An 18139-nucleotide genomic window follows, 5' to 3' on the forward strand; every position below is an offset into this window, starting at 1 on the left:
TAAGGATAGAGAAGAGAGAGTAAAAAGAGTGAACGCTTTTATCAAGGAGGTTGAGCTGCAATGATCAACCCCCATTCACCTCTCACATAATTTTAGCGGGGATAAAGTATGTTCTACGATTTAACACTGTTACTGACGGCTGTGATTGCTGGGTTTATGCTGTCCTATTCGGTCACATTGGGTGCTTATTTTAATTACTTATTGCGCCAAGAATTGGATCAAGGTTTTTCACATTTTTACAGCCAATTTAGACGGAATACTGCAGTTGCCAGCCTCTATCGTATATTTGTCGGCTTGCAGTTTTTCTTAGGGTTAGTGTCTCTTTTAGTAAGCAGCCCTTTAGTAACCGTTCGTGTACTGGGGATTATTCCTCTAATGGTATTACTGGTTTGCCATCATGTGACAGGCTTTGCAAAAAGTGAAGAGGCCATCAATAGCGGTAAGCCAATTTCAACTGATATGAGACAGAATTATCTCAAATGGAATTTACCCCTTCATTATTTCTACTTTGTTATCTATTTCGTGAGTGCCTTACTGCAATTGTACTATCGTTAAATCCCAAATAAGGGAAATGGTTTGTCTATTCCCCTTTTGCACCTGATAAGGAACCGTGCTCATGAGGTTAACCGCAGAATGTGAACCATAAACTATGCCAAAAGTAAGAACAAATTAGGAGAAATTTATGAAACTCAATGCAATACCAGCCTTAGCCGATAATTACATTTGGCTATGGTCCAAGGGGGACGAAGCCATTATCGTTGACCCTGGGGAAGCCAAGCCAGTCTTGGATTATTTAGAAGAACACAATCTCAAAGCGGGTGCTATTTTAATCACTCATGTTCATGCTGACCATGTCGATGGCATGGGTGAGATTGTAGCCCAATATCCTAACGCCAAAACTTATGGGTCCAAAGAAGTCAGTCATTTGGTAGACACTGTCCTGAAAGACGGCGACATCATTGAACTCTATGGGTCTCAAATAGACGTCTTTTTAACGGCAGGGCATACGGAAGACCACATTTCTTATCTTGTAGATAAGCAGCACCTCCTGTCTGGTGACGCGCTTTTCTCAGCGGGATGCGGCAGAGTCTTTACAGGAGACTATGAGGCTCAGTACAAGTCCATGGTCTTTTTCAGAAGTTTAGCGGATGATGTTAAGGTTTATGCAGGTCATGAATACACCCTGACAAATTTACAATTTGCCCTGACACAAACGACAGACGCTTTTGCCAAAAACTATTATGACAAGACGAAAGCCCTTGTCGAGCAAGGCCTTCCAAGCCTGCCATCTACTATAGGAGTAGAAAAACAGATCAATCTTTTTCTCATGGCCAAGGATGTCCAAGAATTTACAAGATTGAGAAACTTGAAGGATAATTTTTAGAAAAACATACCAAGAACGAACAGGTAAGGAAACTTTTATGATCAAACGCCCTATTCAGCTCTCCCATGATTTTTTGCTAGAGGTGTTAGACAAGGACAGTATCGCGGTCGATGCGACCATGGGAAATGGTAATGACACCGCCTTTTTGGCTAATCTGTCTAAAAAGGTTTACGCTTTTGATATTCAGCAACAGGCCCTTGAGAAAACGCGGGAACGCTTGGCACACCAAAACCTGACCAATGCCCAGCTGATCCTAGATGGCCATGAAAAAGTGGATACTTATGTATCTGAGCCTATCCGCGCAGCTATTTTCAATCTGGGATATCTGCCTAGTGCGGACAAATCAGTTATCACCAAACCTGATACAACCTTGAGTGCTATTGGAAAGATTTTAGAGCGCCTAGAAGTTGGCGGCCGCTTATCCATCATGATTTACTATGGTCACGATGGCGGCGATCAGGAAAAGGACGCTGTCTTAGACTATGTCCGTCAGCTGGCTCAGCACCGCTTCACAGCCATGCTCTACCAGCCTCTTAATCAGGTCAATACCCCGCCTTTTTTGGTCATGGTGGAGAAGTTGAAATAAAGCAATCCTCCCTTTGAAAAGCAATAAGAGAGGCTTTGAAACAGCTAAAAAAATTAGATGCTTTTACACGTTCATCTATCCTGCTTTGGATAGATAAAAATCTTCAAGGAACGCATAATCCAAGGCAACATGGGAAGGGACTGACTGCCAATTGATTTGGGGAGTGGCGTTATCGTGTAGGTGATTATCGAATACTAGCCACTATTCTTGAAGATGAAATCATTATAGAAGTGTTTGCGGTTGGGCATCGTAGTGATATTTATTAGCGAGTATGTTTACTCTTGCCATTAACGACAGGCCTGCTCAATCAAGTTTTATACGACATCTTTTTAGTAATGGTGAAAAATTGTTGCCTAGCTAGTGTTAATAGAGTTTTAAAGGAAACCTATCAGAAGATAAACAAAGGCATTATTAAGGAGGAGCCCAAATGATCACCAAGCAGGAAATCTTGGATAAAAAGTTCTCGACAGAATTTAGAGGTTACAATAAGGAAGAGGTTGATGAATTTCTCGATGAGATTATAGCAACCTTAGACGCTTTGGAACAGGGAAAGCCATCATCCAACGGTGGCATTGAGGCGTTGAAGTCGGAGATAAATGATTCTCCGTTTTATTAGATTTGATAACCCAAAAGCTGTCAGAGCAACGGCTCTGGCAGCTTTTATGATGCAGCGTTAAGAGAAATCATCTCTCTTCAAAAATATAGGTGTAGAGTTGCACTATTTTTTAAAAAGCCCAAGTATCCAGCTGTCCGATTTTCTGAATATCACGAGCTCTGTAGTCAAAGGTGTGAGCTTGCAAAGTCAAAGGATTATCAGGGGGAGCGTTCAGGAACTAAACAAAAATAGTCAAGTCTTGTTATAAATAGCCTTTTATAATGCTATAATAATAGATGTAATCAAATTGTTAAAAAGAGGAAAATAATGGCAAAAAAGACAAATGCTAATATTGGATTTGAAAAAGAATTATGGAATGCTGCAGATGCCTTGCGGGGACACATCTCTGCATCTGATTATCGAAAAGTCGTTATCGGGCTTATTTTCTTGAAGTACGTTTCAGATGCTTTTGAAGAAAAGTATAACGAGCTAGTGGCTGAGGGTTCTGGTTTTGAAAATGATCCAGATGCCTATGCTGAGGACAATATTTTTTATGTACCGGAAAAAGCTCGCTGGAAATTTGTTGCCAGCCATGCACATTCGTCAGAAATTGGAACGATTTTAGATGAGGCCATGCGTGAGATAGAAGAGGATAATCCAAGTTTGGACAACGTTCTTCCTCAAATTTATGCTAGCCCCGACTTGGATAAACGGGTCTTAGGTGAAGTCGTTGATATTTTTACTAATATCAATATGTTTGAAGGCTCAGAAGAAAAAGATCTGCTAGGCCGCGCTTATGAATATTGTATTGAACAATTTGCAGCCCATGAAGGGAAACGCGGTGGTGAATTTTATACACCGACCAGCATTGTTAAAACGATTGTTGAAATTCTAAAACCTTTCCGCGGGCGTGTCTATGATCCTGCCTGTGGTTCAGGAGGTATGTTTGCGCAGTCAGCTAAATTTGTAGAGAGCCACAGTGGTAATATTGCCAACTTGTCTATTTTTGGTCAAGAATCTAATGCAGATACTTGGAAAATGGCTAAGATGAACATGGCCATTCGAGGCATTGATGCCAACTTTGGCGAACACCAAGAAAATACTTTTTATAATGACCTGCACCCAACCCTAAAGGCTAATTACATTATGGCTAATCCGCCCTTCAATATTTCAGGCTGGGGTGCGGATAAGCTTAAAGACGATATTCGCTGGAAATATGGGACTCCGCCAGATGGTAATGCTAACTATGCTTGGATTCAGCACATGATTCATCACATGGATCCAAGTAATGGAAAGATTGGTCTAGTGTTAGCTAATGGCTCTCTGTCTTCCACCACAAAAGGTGAAGGAGACATTCGTCAAAAAATTATTGAAGATGATTTAATTGAAGGCATTATCGCCTTGCCATCTAATCTTTTTTACAGTGTGACTATTCCAGCTTGTCTCTGGTTTATCAGTAAAAACAAAAAGCAAAAAGGGAAAACAGTATTTATCGATGCCCGCAATATGGGTGAAATGGTTGACCGTAAGCACCGTGATTTTAGTGATGAGGATATTAAAAAGTTAGCTGATACCTTTGAAGCTTTTCAAAATGGAGAGCTAGAAGATGTCAAAGGTTTCTGTGCAGTTGTAGAGACATCAGAAATTGCTAAGCAGGATTATATCTTAACACCGGGGCGCTATGTCGGTATTGAAGAGCAAGAAGAGGATGGCGAGCCATTTGAGGAGAAAATGGAGCGCTTGACCAGTGAACTATCAGAACTCTTTACCAAATCGCATGAACTGGAAAAGGACATCAAGGAACGATTGGGGGAGATTGGGTTTGAACTCAAGTGAGTGGAAAGAATACAAAATAGACGATCTTGTAGAAGTCATATTTAGTGGTGGGACTCCTAATACTAAAGTTAATGATTACTGGGGCGGTCCTTTACCATGGCTCTCATCTGGAGAAACCAAGAATAGATACATTGATAGCACAGAAAAGACTATAACAGAAAGTGGTGCTCAAAACTCCAGTACAAGACTAGCCCTATCGGGAGATGTTGTAATGGCTTCAGCAGGTCAAGGGTATACAAGAGGACAAGTCTCCTTTTTGAATATAGATACTTTTATTAATCAATCAATAATAGCAATCAGAGCAAATAAGAAGTTATTGGATAACAAGTTTCTATTTTACAATTTATCTAATAGATACGAAGAGTTGCGAGCTATTTCAGATTCAAATAGTATTCGTGGAAGTATTACAACAAAGATGGTCAAATCAATGACTATCAATATTCCTAATCTAGATACTCAAAAGTCTATTGCAAATGTACTGAGTGCTATTGATGATAAAATTGAGAATAATAAAAAGTTAAATCATCATTTAGAAGAAATGGCGATGGCTATCTGGAAAAATTTATTTGGCAACAGAGAACCCAATGCAAGTTTAGGTGATATTATTGAGTTGTTTGATTCAAAACGTGTACCACTTTCAAGTAAACAGAGAGGAAAAATGGAAAAACTTTATCCTTACTATGGTGCAGCAACTCTCATGGATTATGTTGAAAGTTATTTATTCGATGATATCTATCTATTACTTGGTGAAGATGGTACAGTCATTGAGACGTCTGGTAAACCAGTTCTCCAATATGTGTGGGGAAAATTTTGGGTAAACAACCACGCACATGTTTTACAAGGGAAAAGAGGATTTAGCACAGAAAGTTTGTATATACTTTTAAAACAGACAAATGTTTCTTCAATTGTGACAGGTGCTGTCCAGTTAAAAATAAATCAAGCAAATTTAAAATCATTGCCAATTGTTAGACCTACGTTAGTTGAACTGAATTACTTTAACAATATTATCGAACCTTTATTTAGAAAGATTAGGGACAACTCTGATGAAAACTCAACTTTAACATATCTTCGAGATACTCTCTTACCAAAACTTCTATCCAGTGAAATTTCTGTTGATCAAGCAGCTAAATGATGATTTATCTATACACCTGCCTATGAACTGTAATAAAATAGTGGAGAAAGGTAGGTTGCTTATGAAAGATAAATTAATTACACAAATCACATCTAACATGGCGAAATGCTTGACCATAAAGCAATTAGAGGATTTGAAAAAAGTTTTAACAGCTGCATTTACAAGGGTAGAAGTGGCAGAAGTCAAATCTGCTACAGATCAGGAAACTAACAGCCATTTGCTAGAGTTATTTATTTCAGCGAAACGGATAGAGGGCTGCAGTGAAAAGTCTCTAACGTATTATAAAATGGTTATTAAAAATATGTTGGTTAGTTTAAAAAAGGCGATAAGAGATCTTACTACCAGTGATTTACGGTCTTATCTCGCGGATTATCAGCAGGATCGCAATTCTAGTAAGGTAACGATTGATAATATGCGTCGGATTTTTAGCAGTTTTTTCAGTTGGTTAGAGGATGAGGACTATATTCTCAAAAGTCCTGTTCGTCGGATTCACAAGATAAAGACAGATAAAACCATTAAAGAAACCTTTTCTGATGAAGGTCTTGAACTCCTGAGGGATGCTTGTGATGAAATTCGAGACCTAGCTATGATTGATTTGTTGGCTTCGACAGGCATGCGTGTAGGTGAGTTAGTAGGGTTAAACAGAGAAGACATTAATTTCTATGAAAGAGAATGTGTGGTCTTTGGTAAGGGGAATAGTGAACGGATTGTTTATTTCGACGCTAGAACGAAAATCCATCTGATAAACTACCTAGATAGCCGAACTGATGATAATCCTGCTTTATTTGTTTCCTTGTCTTCTCCTCATGATAGGCTACTAATTGGGGGAGTAGAGATAAGATTAAGACAATTAGGACAAAAAGCGGATTTAAACAAAGTTCATCCGCACAAATTCAGACGGACATTAGCAACCAGAGCTATAGATAAAGGCATGCCCATCGAGCAAGTTCAGCACTTGCTAGGTCATGTCAAGATAGATACAACCATGCACTATGCCATGGTCAACCAAGCGAATGTTAAAAATTCGCACCGAAAATATATAGGATGAGGAGAAATAATAATTGAACGATTGGAAGCAAGTGAAACTTTCAGATATTATAGATTTTAATCCAACAGAGCATTTGCCTAAAGGAACAATGGCTAAAAAAGTAGCGATGGAAAACATAGAACCGTTCACTCGTGATATTCCTGAATTTGAACTATTAGAGTATAAAGGTGGAACTAAATTTAGAAATGGTGATACTCTAATGGCTCGTATTACACCTAGTCTTGAAAATGGTAAAACAGCTAAGGTAAGCTTACTGGGTGAAGGTGAAATAGGTTTTGGTTCAACGGAATTCATTGTAGCAAGAGCAAAAAAAGGTATCAGCGACGAAAATTTTGTTTATTATTTAATGCTTGCCCCAAATGTTAGAGAAGTTGCTATCAAATCAATGGTAGGAACGTCTGGAAGACAAAGAGTTCAACTAGACGTTGTTAAGAATTATGAGATTTTATGTCCTCCATTGGAGCAGCAGATTGAAATAGGCTTAACACTAAAAGCAATTGATGACAAAATTGAAAATAATAAAAAGATAAATCATCATTTAGCTGCTTGATTAGCGGAGACTTCACCTGAAAGAAGTTTGGGGAGAAGAGTGTCTCGAAGATTCTTAAGTCTGTTAATCTCATCTAAATTGTCTCCAATAGTCTCAAACAAAGGCGTCACTTGTTTTGTAAAGCTCCTAATATCTTCTTCTTTTAATTCGATAGTTGGCATAATTTCAATATGCTTGGGATAAATATGAGGTTGTGCCGAACCCGTTTGAGAGTCATATATCTCTTGTTGGCGCTTTTTAAGCATTACATACCAAAAATAAACATCATCAGTCATACTAGAATCAATATATGAGGAATCAGATGACCAAACTGGGACATGCCATAAATTAATATATCCCGCATTAGCACCAGAAGCTGAAATGGTAAGAACAGGTGATTTTGTATTTGCAATATTATGAAAAGTTGAAGGTTGTAGACCTCCAGCTACAACTGGAACTGTTCCATCTATTGCATCTTTTGAAAGTAAATTTTTGCCACGTTTGGGAGTAAGATATTCACCAATTGTGAATTCTCCTGAAGAAGCATTTGGAAACATATTTTCAAATATTGAGATAGCTACCTGCTCTAAATGATGATTTAACATATACAAAGGGTATAAATTCTAATGAATAATAAATTACTTATAATTGGTAATGGTTTTGACCTTGCTCATGATCTACCAACTAAATTTGATCCAGATTTTAAAGAAATTTCTGAAAAGAATGAGGCTAATCCATATTTTTGGGAACTATATCAATCAGAAAATCCCAATATCTGGTCTGATTTTGAAAATTTATTGGCAAAGCCTGATTTTAATTCTTTGGGAGAAATATTTGAAGACTATGCCCCTAATTATTCATCTGATAGGGAAAGTGACCGTGATGGGATTATCCTTCAAGCAGATATGAGTGGAAACTTACAGGAGTCGCTAGACGAGTTTGCTAATCAAGCAGAAGATGCTCTTTGGGATATCGGACCGAAGAGAGAGTTTATAGATATGTTTGGTGAAGATGATTTGTTCATTAATTTCAATTATACTCACACTTTGGAACGGGTCTATGGTATTGAAAAAGAACGAGTTTTACACGTTCATGGTGAGGTCGAAGTAAATAATTTAATATTAGGTTATCCAGAAGGTACTTACTCACCTGTGAATATTCAAGAAGATGTGCGCCAAAAGGGAAGAGGTCCATACAGAGAAGTTCGGCTGGAAGAACATATTAACGAGATTGAAGATTACTATATTAGAACAGCTTATCGCGATCTAGCCAATAAGGTTGAAAGTTTTCAAAAGGCGCCACAGATTTCAGTTGTAAACTCCTTTTTGAATGCTCGCAAAATTCATGAAGTTATTGTATATGGTCATTCTTGCGTAATTGATTTTCCTTATTTTGAATACCTCAACCATCAATTTCCACGTGCACAATGGACATTTTATGCTTTTGATGAGTCAACGCAATGTAATATTAAGAATCTAGTATCTTGCACTGGAATATGCAATTATAGTATTAGATAAGAAGGAGTTTAATTTATGAATTTCACTGAAAACAACTACGAAAATGCGGTTATGGAGCTTTTTCGTGATGGTTTGGGTTATTCATCTATTTATGGACCGGATGTGGAGCGTGATTATAGAGAGCCCCTCTATTTGGATGAGCTCTATCCTGCTTTGGAGAAGATTAATACCAAGTTGCCTGATGTTGCTATTAGAGAAGCCATTGAAAAACTGCAGCGTTTTGAGACAGGTTCCTTGCTTCAAAAAAATAAGGTTTTTACAGATTATCTGCAAAATGGTATAGAAGTTTCTTATTTTTATCAAGGTAAAAGGCAATCTAGTCTTGTTTATCTGGCTGATTTTGAAAATGTTGATAATAATATCTTTACCGTTATTAATCAGTGGACAGTTGTAGAAAAGAGCAATAAACGCCCGGATGTTATCGTATTTTTGAATGGCTTACCCGTTGTTGTTTTTGAGTTGAAAAGTCCTTCTCGTCAGGAAACGGATGCTTCAGCGGCCTATCGTCAGCTTAAAGCTTATCAGAAGGAAATCCCAAGTTTATTTACTTACAATGCCTTTTGTGTCATGACTGATCTCGCAACTTCAAAGGCAGGGACGATTACTGCTGGTGAAGATCGTTTTATGGAGTGGAAGACTACAGATGGCAGTTTTGAAGACAGGGAGTATGCTAATTTTACGACCTTTATTGAGGGAATATTTGATAAGACAAGGTTCTTAGATATCCTAAAGAATTTCATTTGCTTTTCTGAGGATGCAAAGATTTTAGCGGCCTACCATCAGTATTTTGCCGTTAATAAAGCTGCTGTTTCCACTTTGAAGGCAACTAAAAGCGATGGCCGCGGTGGTGTCTTTTGGCACACACAAGGAAGCGGAAAATCCTTATCTATGGTCTTTTACGCCCATTTATTACAGAAGGTTCTGGATTCACCGACTATTGTTGTCCTAACAGATAGAAATGATTTGGATGACCAACTCTATGGTCAATTTTCAAAATGCAAAGACTTCCTCAGGCAAACACCTGTTCAAGCAGAGAGTCGTCTCCACTTGAAAGAATTGCTGGCAGGACGACAGGCTAATGGGATTATCTTTACCACTATGCAGAAGTTTTCAGAATCTGCTGAAGCTCTTTCTGAGAGAAGAAACATTGTTGTTATGGCAGATGAAGCGCATCGCGGTCAGTATGGTTTGGAGGAAAAGGTTGATGCGAAAAGCGGTCGCTTAGTCATTGGTACAGCTAGAGTTATCAGAGACAGCCTGCCAAATGCGACTTATATTGGCTTTACTGGGACACCAATTTCTAGTAAGGATAAGTCAACGACTGAAGTGTTTGGTAATTATATTGATGTCTACGATATGACCCAAGCGGTTGAAGATGGTGCTACGCGTCCTGTCTACTACGAGAGCCGTGTTATGCATCTAAAGCTTGATGAAAATATTTTGCGCCTGATTGATGCTGAATACGATTTAATGGCAGAAAATGCGGAATCTCATGCGATTGACAAGAGTAAAAAAGAGTTAGGACGCTTAGATAGTATTTTAGGAGCAGATCAAACAATTAGTGCGCTATGTGATGATATTATCCAGCATTATGAAGAAAATCGTGCACAGGAACTGACTGGCAAGGCAATGATTGTAGCCTATTCGCGTCCTATTGCTATGAAAATTTACCATCAATTACTTGAAAAGCGTCCTGAGTGGACAGAGAAAATTGGTGTTGTCATGACTTCCAGTAATAATGACCCAGAAGAATGGCACGATATTGTTGGCAACAAACGCCACAAGGAAGAGATGGCTAAAAAATTTAAGGATAATGACAGTCCATTTAAGATTGCCATTGTTGTTGATATGTGGCTGACAGGATTTGATGTTCCGAGCCTAGCAACTATGTATGTTTATAAGCCTATGCAAGGCCATAACTTAATGCAGGCTATTGCGCGGGTTAATCGTGTGTATCAAAATAAAGAAGGCGGTCTAGTTGTTGATTATATCGGTATTGCCGGAGCCTTGAAGCAGGCTATGAATGATTACACAAACCGAGATAAAGGCAATTTTGGAGATACCGATATTGCTAAGACTGCCTTGCCAAAATTCATTGAAAAACTAGAAGTTTGCCGTGATTTGTTTTATGGTTTTGATTATTCAGCGTTTATGAATTCAGAATCGAGTGATTTGGTCAGAGCGCAAGCGATTAGCGGTGGGGTTAATTTCTTATCGGCTGTTGATAAAGAAAAGAAAAAAGAGCTGTTTATCAAAGAAGCCATGCTGCTGCGTCAAGCTTTATCACTTTGCCGTTCTTTATTGACACCTGAACAACGCTTTGAAGCAGCTTATTTTGAAGCAGTGAGAACCTTGTTGACACGAATTACAGGCGATACGAAAAAATTATCCTTGAAAGATATTAATGACCATATTGATCCAAAATTCTTAGATGAAATTTCTAAGATGAAAGAGAAAAATTTGGCTGTTGAACTTTTGAAAAAACTATTGGCTGAACAAATTGCCCTGTACCAAAGGACAAATTTGGTAAAGTCAGAGAAATTTTCAGAGATTTTATCGCGTTCTATGCGGGCTTATCTAAATGGCATGCTTTCAAATGAAGAAGTAATTGCTGAATTGATGAAGATGGCCAAAGAAATGGCAACAGCTCATAAAGAGGGGGACTCTCTAGGTTTATCAGATGAGGAATTAGCCTTCTATGATGCCCTGACACAGCCGCAGGCTGTCAAAGATGTCTACGAGAATGACGAATTGATTGCTCTTACTCATGAGTTAACTGATATGTTAAGAAAGAGTAGGACAATTGATTGGCAGAAAAAACAATCGGCGCGTGCTCGGATGCGGATGCTGGTCAAACGTCTCTTGAAAAAATACAAGTATCCACCAGAGGAGGAAGAAGAAGCTCTTGAAACAGTAATCAGTCAATGTGAGTTATGGGTTGATAATGGGGGAGATAGCTATGAGACCTATAGTCAACCCGAAGAATTAATGGTTGCAGAAGAAAATGCAGATTTATTGTAAAAGTAAAATCCAAAGGAATAAAAGGTACTATTTTTATAAAATGGTGCTTTTTTTGTTGAGTTTAGAATAAAAAATGCTAAAATTATAGTACAAAGTCTAGCAAAGGAGTCATAATTTATTGTCGGTGCAGGAATATTCAGAACAGGAAATTGAAGATATCTTAGGGCAGATTAAACTCTTGATTTCAGAAGGAAGATTTATCATCAGCACTGGCAAAAATAGACGAAAAAATGATGAATTTGCCGATGAGTTCAATCTAGATATTCGTAAACGGAAAAATCTTATTTTAAAGATAAAAGTCCATGATTTCTGTGATTGTGTTCAGTCACCTAATGTCTACAAAAATCATGATGATTATTTTATCTTTGGACCTCGATTTACTTTAGAAGATTTTTTAGGAGATAAGAGAGAAGTGCAGGTTTACGCAAAATTTGTACTTGCGACTAGCCGAACCTCTGGCCTAAAAACAATTGTTGTTTCCTTTCATGAAGCTGAAAGGCCGCTGAGCTATTATTTTCAATGATGATAATAAAGGAGTTGAACATATCATGGCAGAAAAAAGAGTTTTTTGTGAACATTGTTTAGATGATGTGACTTATCATGTTGAAGAACGCGAGTTCACGCGGAAACTAAAGGGGAAAAGCTATACTTTTAAAGGACAGGAAGCTATTTGCGATAACTGCAATAAGCCTGTTTTTGTGGAAGAAATTGATAATGCTAACAGAACAGCTCTTTATGCTTCTTTTAAAAAGGAAAACAATATTATTTCTGTTGCTGAAATTAAAGCTATTCTTAAAAAATATAATATTGGAGCTAAGCCTTTATCAGAACTTTTAGGCTGGGGCATTAATACCATTCCTCGATATTTAAAGGGGGATATTCCTAAAGCAGACTATTCAGATAAACTTCGCAGGATTGCGGCTGAGCCAGATTATTTCTTATCTCTTTTGAAAGGAGCATCTGATATTTTAAAACCAGTAGCCTATGAGAAAAGCGTGAGAGCTGCTGAGGAAGCGATCAAAGCAGGAGGGGTAAACAAAGAATCTTTAGCAGCGGATTACCTGTTGTCTAAAAATGATGAGATAACACCACTGGCTTTGCAGAAACTGCTTTATTATGTTCAAGGCTTTTCTTATGCCTTTACTGGCAAATTCATGTTCAAGAATGATTGTGAAAGCTGGGTGCATGGACCTGTATACAGAGATATTTATAATAAATATCAAGAATTTGGCAGAGAACCGATTGTTTTAGAAAAGAGTTATGATTTTAGCCATTATTTCACGTCTCAGGAAATACAGCTGTTAGACAGTATTATCCAACATCTTAGTGTTTATAACGGAAAGGTGTTGGAGAAATTCACTCATGAAGAAAGTCCTTGGCTGTTAGCTCGAGGAGATTTGAAAGAAGATGAATCTTCCACTAATATTATTGAAAAAAAAGCGATTGCGGATTTCTTTATCAAAGTCAAAGAAAAGTATAATATGCTCACAGCAGATGATATCTCATCTTATGCACAAGCACGGTTTGACAGTTTGAGTATTTAGACCGTTGAAAAAATTAAGGCTCGTCACCTAAATGATGAGCTGTCAGTTGAGAAATCTGAGATCGTCACCTTATCTATCCTTGGTATTGAAGACTATCATTAGGAGGATTACTTGTATGCTGAACAAAAACAATAGAATTATAACTCCGGCTGTGACGTCTGCTGCAGATACTTTGGCAGAACTTTTAGCTTACCACCATATCAATCAGAGTGATTTTGCTGAACGTATTGGTGTCTCTCAAAAACATGTATCTGATTTGCTGAATCGTAGAAAATTTCTTACGGCAGATCTGGCTGTTCGGGTAGAACAGGTGACAGGACTTTCGGCAGAGTTCCTACTTCGTTTGGACATTACCTATAAATTGGCTCACCACAAAGAAAATAACTTTGGGCACTCAGATAAGTTTCTACGAGCTTATGATTGGGTTGTGTGAATGATTTATCCATAACTAAAAACAACGGTTTAGTGCCGTTGTTTTTGTTCGTTGAGATTGCTTAGGCTTCTAATCTTCTACGAAATTTATAGCCAACGTTCCTAGGTACAAGTCGTCATCGCCAGAGCTTCTATCTCCGCCGGCTCTGCATCCGCTCTTGGTATCATAACTCCGGCCTGATAAAAAAGCGGTGGTCGTCGATGGGGATGATGCTGACCTGATTATCAAAGAATTCGGTTAGGGTTGGCAGGGTAATAATGTCTTCTTTCTTACCTTGAGCAATGATTCTCCCTTGTTTCAGCAGCAGGACATGGTCCATCTTTTGGGTGATTTCTTCGGCGTGATGGGTGACGTAGAGAACCGTCGGTGCTTGCGGCAGGTCGGTGATCCGATCGATTTGCTTGAGCAGTTTCTCTCTGGCAAAGAGATCCAGTCCGACAGTGGCTTCATCAAGGATGATGATATCTGGCTCTTCCATGAGACAGCGGGCAATCATGATCAGCTGGCGCTCCCCTTGAGACAGGGTGTGGAGTCTGCGTCCGATGAGCTTTTCACCATCTAAACGTGTCAGCATATCTCTAGCTTCCCCCAGCTCTTTCTCTCCATATTCCTTGTAGAGTATGGAAGACTTGTACTTACCGGTTAAAACGGCCTGTTCGGCTACCATCTGCAGGGAGAGGCGGTCGCTGATGAAGCCTGAGACGATCCCAATTCTCTTGCGGATATTGGAGATATCTCCCTGACCGAAAGGAATACCGAGCACCTCAATTTTTCCCTTGGTCTGATAGTATTCGGCCATGATGAGCTTGAGGAGGGTTGTCTTTCCGGAGCCATTGAGCCCTAAAATCGCCCATGTCTGCCCCTTTTCAACTGTCCAATTGATATCTTTAAGCAAATCTTTTCCTTGTTTACGTAAATTGACATTTTCTATGGAAATAACAGCCATAATCAACCTCCAAAGTCCTATTAGCTTCATTATAGCACAAATTATTTGGGATTTTTTGGCCAAATAAGTGACTTTTCAACATGCAGGATAAAATTATGCTATAATGGAAGCACTATATCATTTTAGGAGAATAAATTTTAATGGAAGACCCGAGCAGTCAGAATTTGCTTTTTCAATTGCTATTACTGATTATTCTAACCTTTTTAAATGCCTTCTTTTCGGCCTCTGAGATGGCCATGGTCTCTTTAAACCGCTCTCGGGTGGAACAAAAGGCAGAAGAAGGCGATAAAAAATATATCAGGCTTATTAAGGTACTGGATAAGCCCAACAATTTCTTATCCACTATACAGGTCGGTATCACCTTTATCAGCCTCTTACAAGGGGCCAGCCTGTCGGCTTCGCTGGGTAAGGTTATCGCTGGCTGGTTTGGCAATTCAGCCGCTGCCCAGACAGCAGGCAGTATTATTTCGCTGATTTTCTTGACCTATATTGCTATCGTTTTGGGGGAGCTCTATCCTAAGCGTATTGCCTTAAACCTCAAGGATAATCTGGCAGTTGTTTCGGCACCAATTATTATGGGTTTGGGCGTTCTGGTCAGCCCCTTTGTCTGGCTCCTATCAGCTTCAACCAACCTGCTCAGCCGGATAACGCCTATGACCTTTGACGATGCAGATGAGAAGATGACTCGTGACGAGATCGAGTACATGCTGACCAATAGTGAGGAGACCCTCGATCAAGAAGAAATCGAAATGCTGCAAGGGGTCTTCTCGCTGGATGAACTGATGGCGCGTGAGGTTATGGTGCATAGAACCGATGCCTTTATGGTCGACATCAATGATGACCCCCAAGACATTATCCGCGAGATTCTCAAAAAGAACTTCTCACGTATCCCCGTCTATGATGATGACAAGGACAAGGTTATCGGTCTGATTCACACCAAGAAGCTTCTAGCAGTAGGCTTTGAAAATGGTTTTGATGCCATTAATCTGCGACGTATTCTGCAAGAGCCGCTATTTGTGCCTGAGACCATTTTTGTCGACGATTTGCTCAAGGAATTGCGTCGGACGCAGAATCAGATGGCCATTCTCTTGGATGAATACGGAGGTGTCTCTGGTCTGGTGACGCTGGAGGATCTTTTGGAAGAGATCGTCGGTGATATCGATGACGAGACGGATAAGGCAGAGGTAGAGGTGCGTGAGATCGCACCAGATACCTATATCGTCCTGGGGACTATGACCCTCAATGATTTTAATGAGTATTTTGAAACTGAGCTTGAAAGTGATGATGTGGATACCATCGCTGGTTATTATCTGACTGGAGTCGGTAATATCCCTTCGCAGGAAGATAAGGAAAGCTTCCACGTAGACAGTGGCCAGCATCATCTAGAGCTGATTAATGACAAGGTTAAAGAAGGACGTGTGACCAAGGTCAAGGTGCTTGTTAGCTCAATCCAAGAAGAAATAACTGAAGATGAGTAAAAGAGATCCAGCCCTTTGTCGGTATGAATCAGACCGCAGGGTTTGCGCGCTTATATAGCGACTTGGATGTCCAAATTCAATCTTGATGACAACGATAAGTATCGCAGTTCTAAAAGGACTGCGATTTTTTAAAGCACTGCCCCTTGAAATCTTGTCGTAAATCCTATAAAATGAGAGAGCTAGATAGGAATACAAATCTGTCTTTATAGTCGCTGACAGGCCTATTGTGCTGGGCTTGTAGCTGCTTTGGCCGGTTTGATTTCTGATTGAGAGGAGAATGATGTTGATTGTATTAGCAGGCACCATTGGTGCTGGGAAGAGCTCGCTGGCCGCTGCCTTGGGAGAGCATCTGGGAACTGAGGTGTTTTATGAAGCCGTTGATAATAATCCTGTTTTGGATCTCTATTATCAGGATCCTAAAAAATACGCTTTTTTACTGCAGATTTTCTTTTTAAATAAACGCTTCCAGTCTATCAAAGAGGCCTACAAGGCGGATAACAATATTTTAGACCGGTCTATTTTTGAGGACGAACTGTTTTTAACCTTAAATTATAAAAACGGTAATGTCACTAAGACGGAATTGGATATTTATAAGGAGCTTCTGGCTAATATGCTAGAAGAGTTGGACGGCATGCCCAAGAAGCGACCTGACCTTTTAGTGTATATTGATGTTTCATTTGATAAGATGCTGGAGCGGATCAGCCAGCGCGGCCGCAGTTATGAACAGATTGCTGATAACCCCGATCTCTACGAATATTATCAGCAGGTACACGGTGAGTATCCGGATTGGTATGAAAATTATGATATCTCCCCTAAAATCCGTATCGACGGCAACAAGCTGGACTTTGTTAAAAACGAAAATGATCTCCAAACGGTCTTCGGTATGGTAGACCAAGCGCTCAAGGAGCTGGATTTACTGTGACAGTCCTAATCGTTAACACCTCACTCTAAGAGATTGAGGTGTTTTTTACTAGTATTATTGCGGTGCTCTTATCTGGATTTTTATAGCCAAAAACGTTATAATAAAGTTGCCGTTAGTAAAGCGGTTGCAAAGATATATATCGGCTGATGACAGCCGTAAGGCAGGGCTGCGAAGCCGTAGAAAAGAGATTATTATGGCAGAAGCAATAGATTACCGGCAAGTGACCGGCATGATTCATTCCACGGAAAGTTTTGGGACTGTTGATGGTCCCGGTGTGCGTTTTGTTGTTTTTATGCAGGGCTGCAAGATGCGCTGCCAATATTGCCATAACCCCGATACGTGGGAGATGGAGACCAACCAATCAACAGTGCGAACAGTTGATGATGTTCTTAATGAAGCCCTGCGTTACAAGGGCTACTGGGGCAGTCAGGGAGGAATCACCGTTTCTGGCGGTGAGGCTATGCTGCAGATTGACTTTATCACAGCTCTTTTTATCGAGGCAAAGAAACTAGGTATTCACTGTACCTTGGATACCTGTGGCTTCGCCTATCGGCCTACGCCTGAGTACCACGCTATTGTGGATAAGCTCTTAGCTGTGACTGACTTGGTTCTGCTGGATATCAAGGAGATCAATCCTCAGCAGCATATTGTCGTGACGCGCCAGCCTAATAAAAATATTTTGCTCTTTGCTAAGTACCTATCGGATAAAAAGATACCCGTCTGGATCCGTCATGTCTTGGTACCGGGACTGACAGACTTTGATGAGGACTTGATTGAACTGGGAAAATTCGTAGAAACGTTGGATAACGTCGATAAGTTTGAAATTCTCCCTTACCATACCTTGGGAGAGTTCAAATGGCGAGAATTGGGGATTCCTTACACCTTGGAAGGTGTCAAACCGCCGACCAAAGAGCGGGTACAAAATGCTAAAACGCTCATGCATACAGAAAGTTACCAAGACTATCTCAAGCGCGTTAAGCAGGCAGCTGTTGAATAAGAAAATTATATCAGAAAGCTGGGACAAAAGTTCCAGCTTTTTGATACTTAAATTGTCAAATTAAGTTGGACAGTTTCACCTGACTCAGAAAAACATGATAAGGGGTTTGATAGTTTAAAGATTTTCTAGGAATTCTATTTCTCTTATCAGCTATAGCTGATAAGGTGTTTT

The 18139-nt window shown here is 39.5% G+C and carries 18 protein-coding genes and 3 pseudogenes; 17 read left to right on the forward strand and 4 right to left on the reverse strand.

Going from position 1 to position 18139, the window contains the following annotated elements; all coding sequences use genetic code 11:
* Positions 1–108 precede the first annotated feature (108 nt).
* The 5 genes and pseudogenes from AC4HAO_RS10360 (at position 109) to AC4HAO_RS10380 (ending at position 2586) form a co-directional block, all read left to right on the forward strand.
* Complete coding sequence (locus AC4HAO_RS10360) at positions 109–555, forward strand: hypothetical protein (protein ID WP_491135315.1); 447 nt, start codon at positions 109–111, stop codon at positions 553–555.
* A gap of 127 nt (positions 556–682) precedes the next feature.
* Positions 683–1384 carry a hydroxyacylglutathione hydrolase gene (gene gloB, locus AC4HAO_RS10365; protein ID WP_491135316.1) on the forward strand — a complete coding sequence of 234 codons (702 nt, stop codon included), beginning with the start codon at positions 683–685 and terminating at the stop codon, positions 1382–1384.
* A gap of 37 nt (positions 1385–1421) precedes the next feature.
* On the forward strand, positions 1422–1970 hold the full coding sequence (mnmM, locus tag AC4HAO_RS10370; RefSeq protein WP_491135317.1) for a tRNA 5-(aminomethyl)-2-thiouridylate-methyltransferase MnmM: 549 nt from the start codon (positions 1422–1424) through the stop codon (positions 1968–1970).
* 23 nt (positions 1971–1993) lie between these two features.
* Positions 1994–2236, forward strand: a pseudogene (locus AC4HAO_RS10375) (type II toxin-antitoxin system RelE family toxin).
* 161 nt (positions 2237–2397) lie between these two features.
* The gene (locus AC4HAO_RS10380) at positions 2398–2586 is read left to right on the forward strand and encodes a DivIVA domain-containing protein (protein WP_491135318.1); all 189 of its coding nucleotides are present in this window, start codon (positions 2398–2400) and stop codon (positions 2584–2586) included.
* A gap of 109 nt (positions 2587–2695) precedes the next feature.
* On the opposite strand, the pseudogene AC4HAO_RS10385 reads toward AC4HAO_RS10380, so the two are convergent.
* A pseudogene (locus AC4HAO_RS10385) lies at positions 2696–2767 on the reverse strand (type II toxin-antitoxin system PemK/MazF family toxin); the annotation flags it as partial.
* A gap of 125 nt (positions 2768–2892) precedes the next feature.
* On the opposite strand from AC4HAO_RS10385, the gene AC4HAO_RS10390 reads away from it, so the two are divergent.
* The 4 genes from AC4HAO_RS10390 (at position 2893) to AC4HAO_RS10405 (ending at position 7131) form a co-directional block, all read left to right on the forward strand.
* Positions 2893–4401 carry a type I restriction-modification system subunit M gene (locus tag AC4HAO_RS10390; protein ID WP_491135319.1) on the forward strand — a complete coding sequence of 503 codons (1509 nt, stop codon included), beginning with the start codon at positions 2893–2895 and terminating at the stop codon, positions 4399–4401.
* A complete protein-coding gene (locus tag AC4HAO_RS10395; protein ID WP_491135320.1) occupies positions 4388–5533 on the forward strand; it encodes a restriction endonuclease subunit S in 1146 nt (381 codons plus the stop codon). Before AC4HAO_RS10390 ends, AC4HAO_RS10395 begins: the two co-directional genes overlap by 14 nt.
* Before the next feature lie 61 nt (positions 5534–5594).
* On the forward strand, positions 5595–6581 hold the full coding sequence (gene xerA / locus AC4HAO_RS10400) for a site-specific tyrosine recombinase/integron integrase (RefSeq protein WP_491135321.1): 987 nt from the start codon (positions 5595–5597) through the stop codon (positions 6579–6581).
* 13 nt (positions 6582–6594) lie between these two features.
* On the forward strand, positions 6595–7131 hold the full coding sequence (locus AC4HAO_RS10405; protein WP_491135322.1) for a restriction endonuclease subunit S: 537 nt from the start codon (positions 6595–6597) through the stop codon (positions 7129–7131).
* On the opposite strand, the gene AC4HAO_RS10410 is transcribed toward AC4HAO_RS10405, so the two are convergent.
* Positions 7116–7715 (reverse strand): restriction endonuclease subunit S, encoded by a 600-nt coding sequence (locus tag AC4HAO_RS10410; protein WP_491135323.1) that lies wholly within the window; start codon positions 7713–7715, stop codon positions 7116–7118. The genes AC4HAO_RS10405 and AC4HAO_RS10410 overlap by 16 nt on opposite strands.
* A gap of 21 nt (positions 7716–7736) precedes the next feature.
* Here AC4HAO_RS10410 and AC4HAO_RS10415 point away from each other — a divergent pair, with 21 nt between their 5' ends.
* From AC4HAO_RS10415 to AC4HAO_RS10435, 5 genes are all read left to right on the forward strand, one after another.
* Positions 7737–8627 (forward strand): AbiH family protein, encoded by an 891-nt coding sequence (locus AC4HAO_RS10415; RefSeq protein WP_491135324.1) that lies wholly within the window; start codon positions 7737–7739, stop codon positions 8625–8627.
* 15 nt (positions 8628–8642) lie between these two features.
* Positions 8643–11648 (forward strand): type I restriction endonuclease subunit R, encoded by a 3006-nt coding sequence (locus AC4HAO_RS10420; RefSeq protein WP_491135325.1) that lies wholly within the window; start codon positions 8643–8645, stop codon positions 11646–11648.
* Positions 11649–11772: 124 nt separating this feature from the next.
* A complete protein-coding gene (locus tag AC4HAO_RS10425) occupies positions 11773–12171 on the forward strand; it encodes a hypothetical protein (protein ID WP_491135329.1) in 399 nt (132 codons plus the stop codon).
* A gap of 25 nt (positions 12172–12196) precedes the next feature.
* Positions 12197–13192, forward strand: coding sequence for a type II toxin-antitoxin system antitoxin SocA domain-containing protein (locus AC4HAO_RS10430; RefSeq protein ID WP_491135326.1), 996 nt, complete (start codon positions 12197–12199; stop codon positions 13190–13192).
* 115 nt (positions 13193–13307) lie between these two features.
* Positions 13308–13625: a HigA family addiction module antitoxin gene (locus AC4HAO_RS10435; RefSeq protein WP_491135327.1), complete on the forward strand. Its 318-nt coding sequence runs from the start codon at positions 13308–13310 to the stop codon at positions 13623–13625.
* A gap of 163 nt (positions 13626–13788) precedes the next feature.
* Here the strand turns inward: AC4HAO_RS10435 and AC4HAO_RS10440 are convergent, their stop codons facing one another.
* Positions 13789–14571, reverse strand: a complete 783-nt coding sequence (locus AC4HAO_RS10440) for an ABC transporter ATP-binding protein (RefSeq protein ID WP_491135328.1) — start codon at positions 14569–14571, stop codon at positions 13789–13791.
* 140 nt (positions 14572–14711) lie between these two features.
* On the opposite strand from AC4HAO_RS10440, the gene AC4HAO_RS10445 reads away from it, so the two are divergent.
* The 3 genes from AC4HAO_RS10445 (at position 14712) to pflA (ending at position 17968) form a co-directional block, all read left to right on the forward strand.
* Complete coding sequence (locus tag AC4HAO_RS10445; RefSeq protein ID WP_491094085.1) at positions 14712–16049, forward strand: hemolysin family protein; 1338 nt, start codon at positions 14712–14714, stop codon at positions 16047–16049.
* Positions 16050–16329: 280 nt separating this feature from the next.
* Positions 16330–16971 carry a deoxynucleoside kinase gene (locus tag AC4HAO_RS10450; protein ID WP_491094101.1) on the forward strand — a complete coding sequence of 214 codons (642 nt, stop codon included), beginning with the start codon at positions 16330–16332 and terminating at the stop codon, positions 16969–16971.
* 190 nt (positions 16972–17161) lie between these two features.
* Positions 17162–17968 (forward strand): pyruvate formate-lyase-activating protein, encoded by an 807-nt coding sequence (pflA, locus tag AC4HAO_RS10455; protein ID WP_491094102.1) that lies wholly within the window; start codon positions 17162–17164, stop codon positions 17966–17968.
* 55 nt (positions 17969–18023) lie between these two features.
* Here the strand turns inward: pflA and AC4HAO_RS10460 are convergent.
* A pseudogene (locus AC4HAO_RS10460) lies at positions 18024–18139 on the reverse strand (IS30 family transposase); the annotation flags it as partial.

The sequence above is a fragment of the Streptococcus sp. ELY_137 genome, assembly GCF_058314515.1.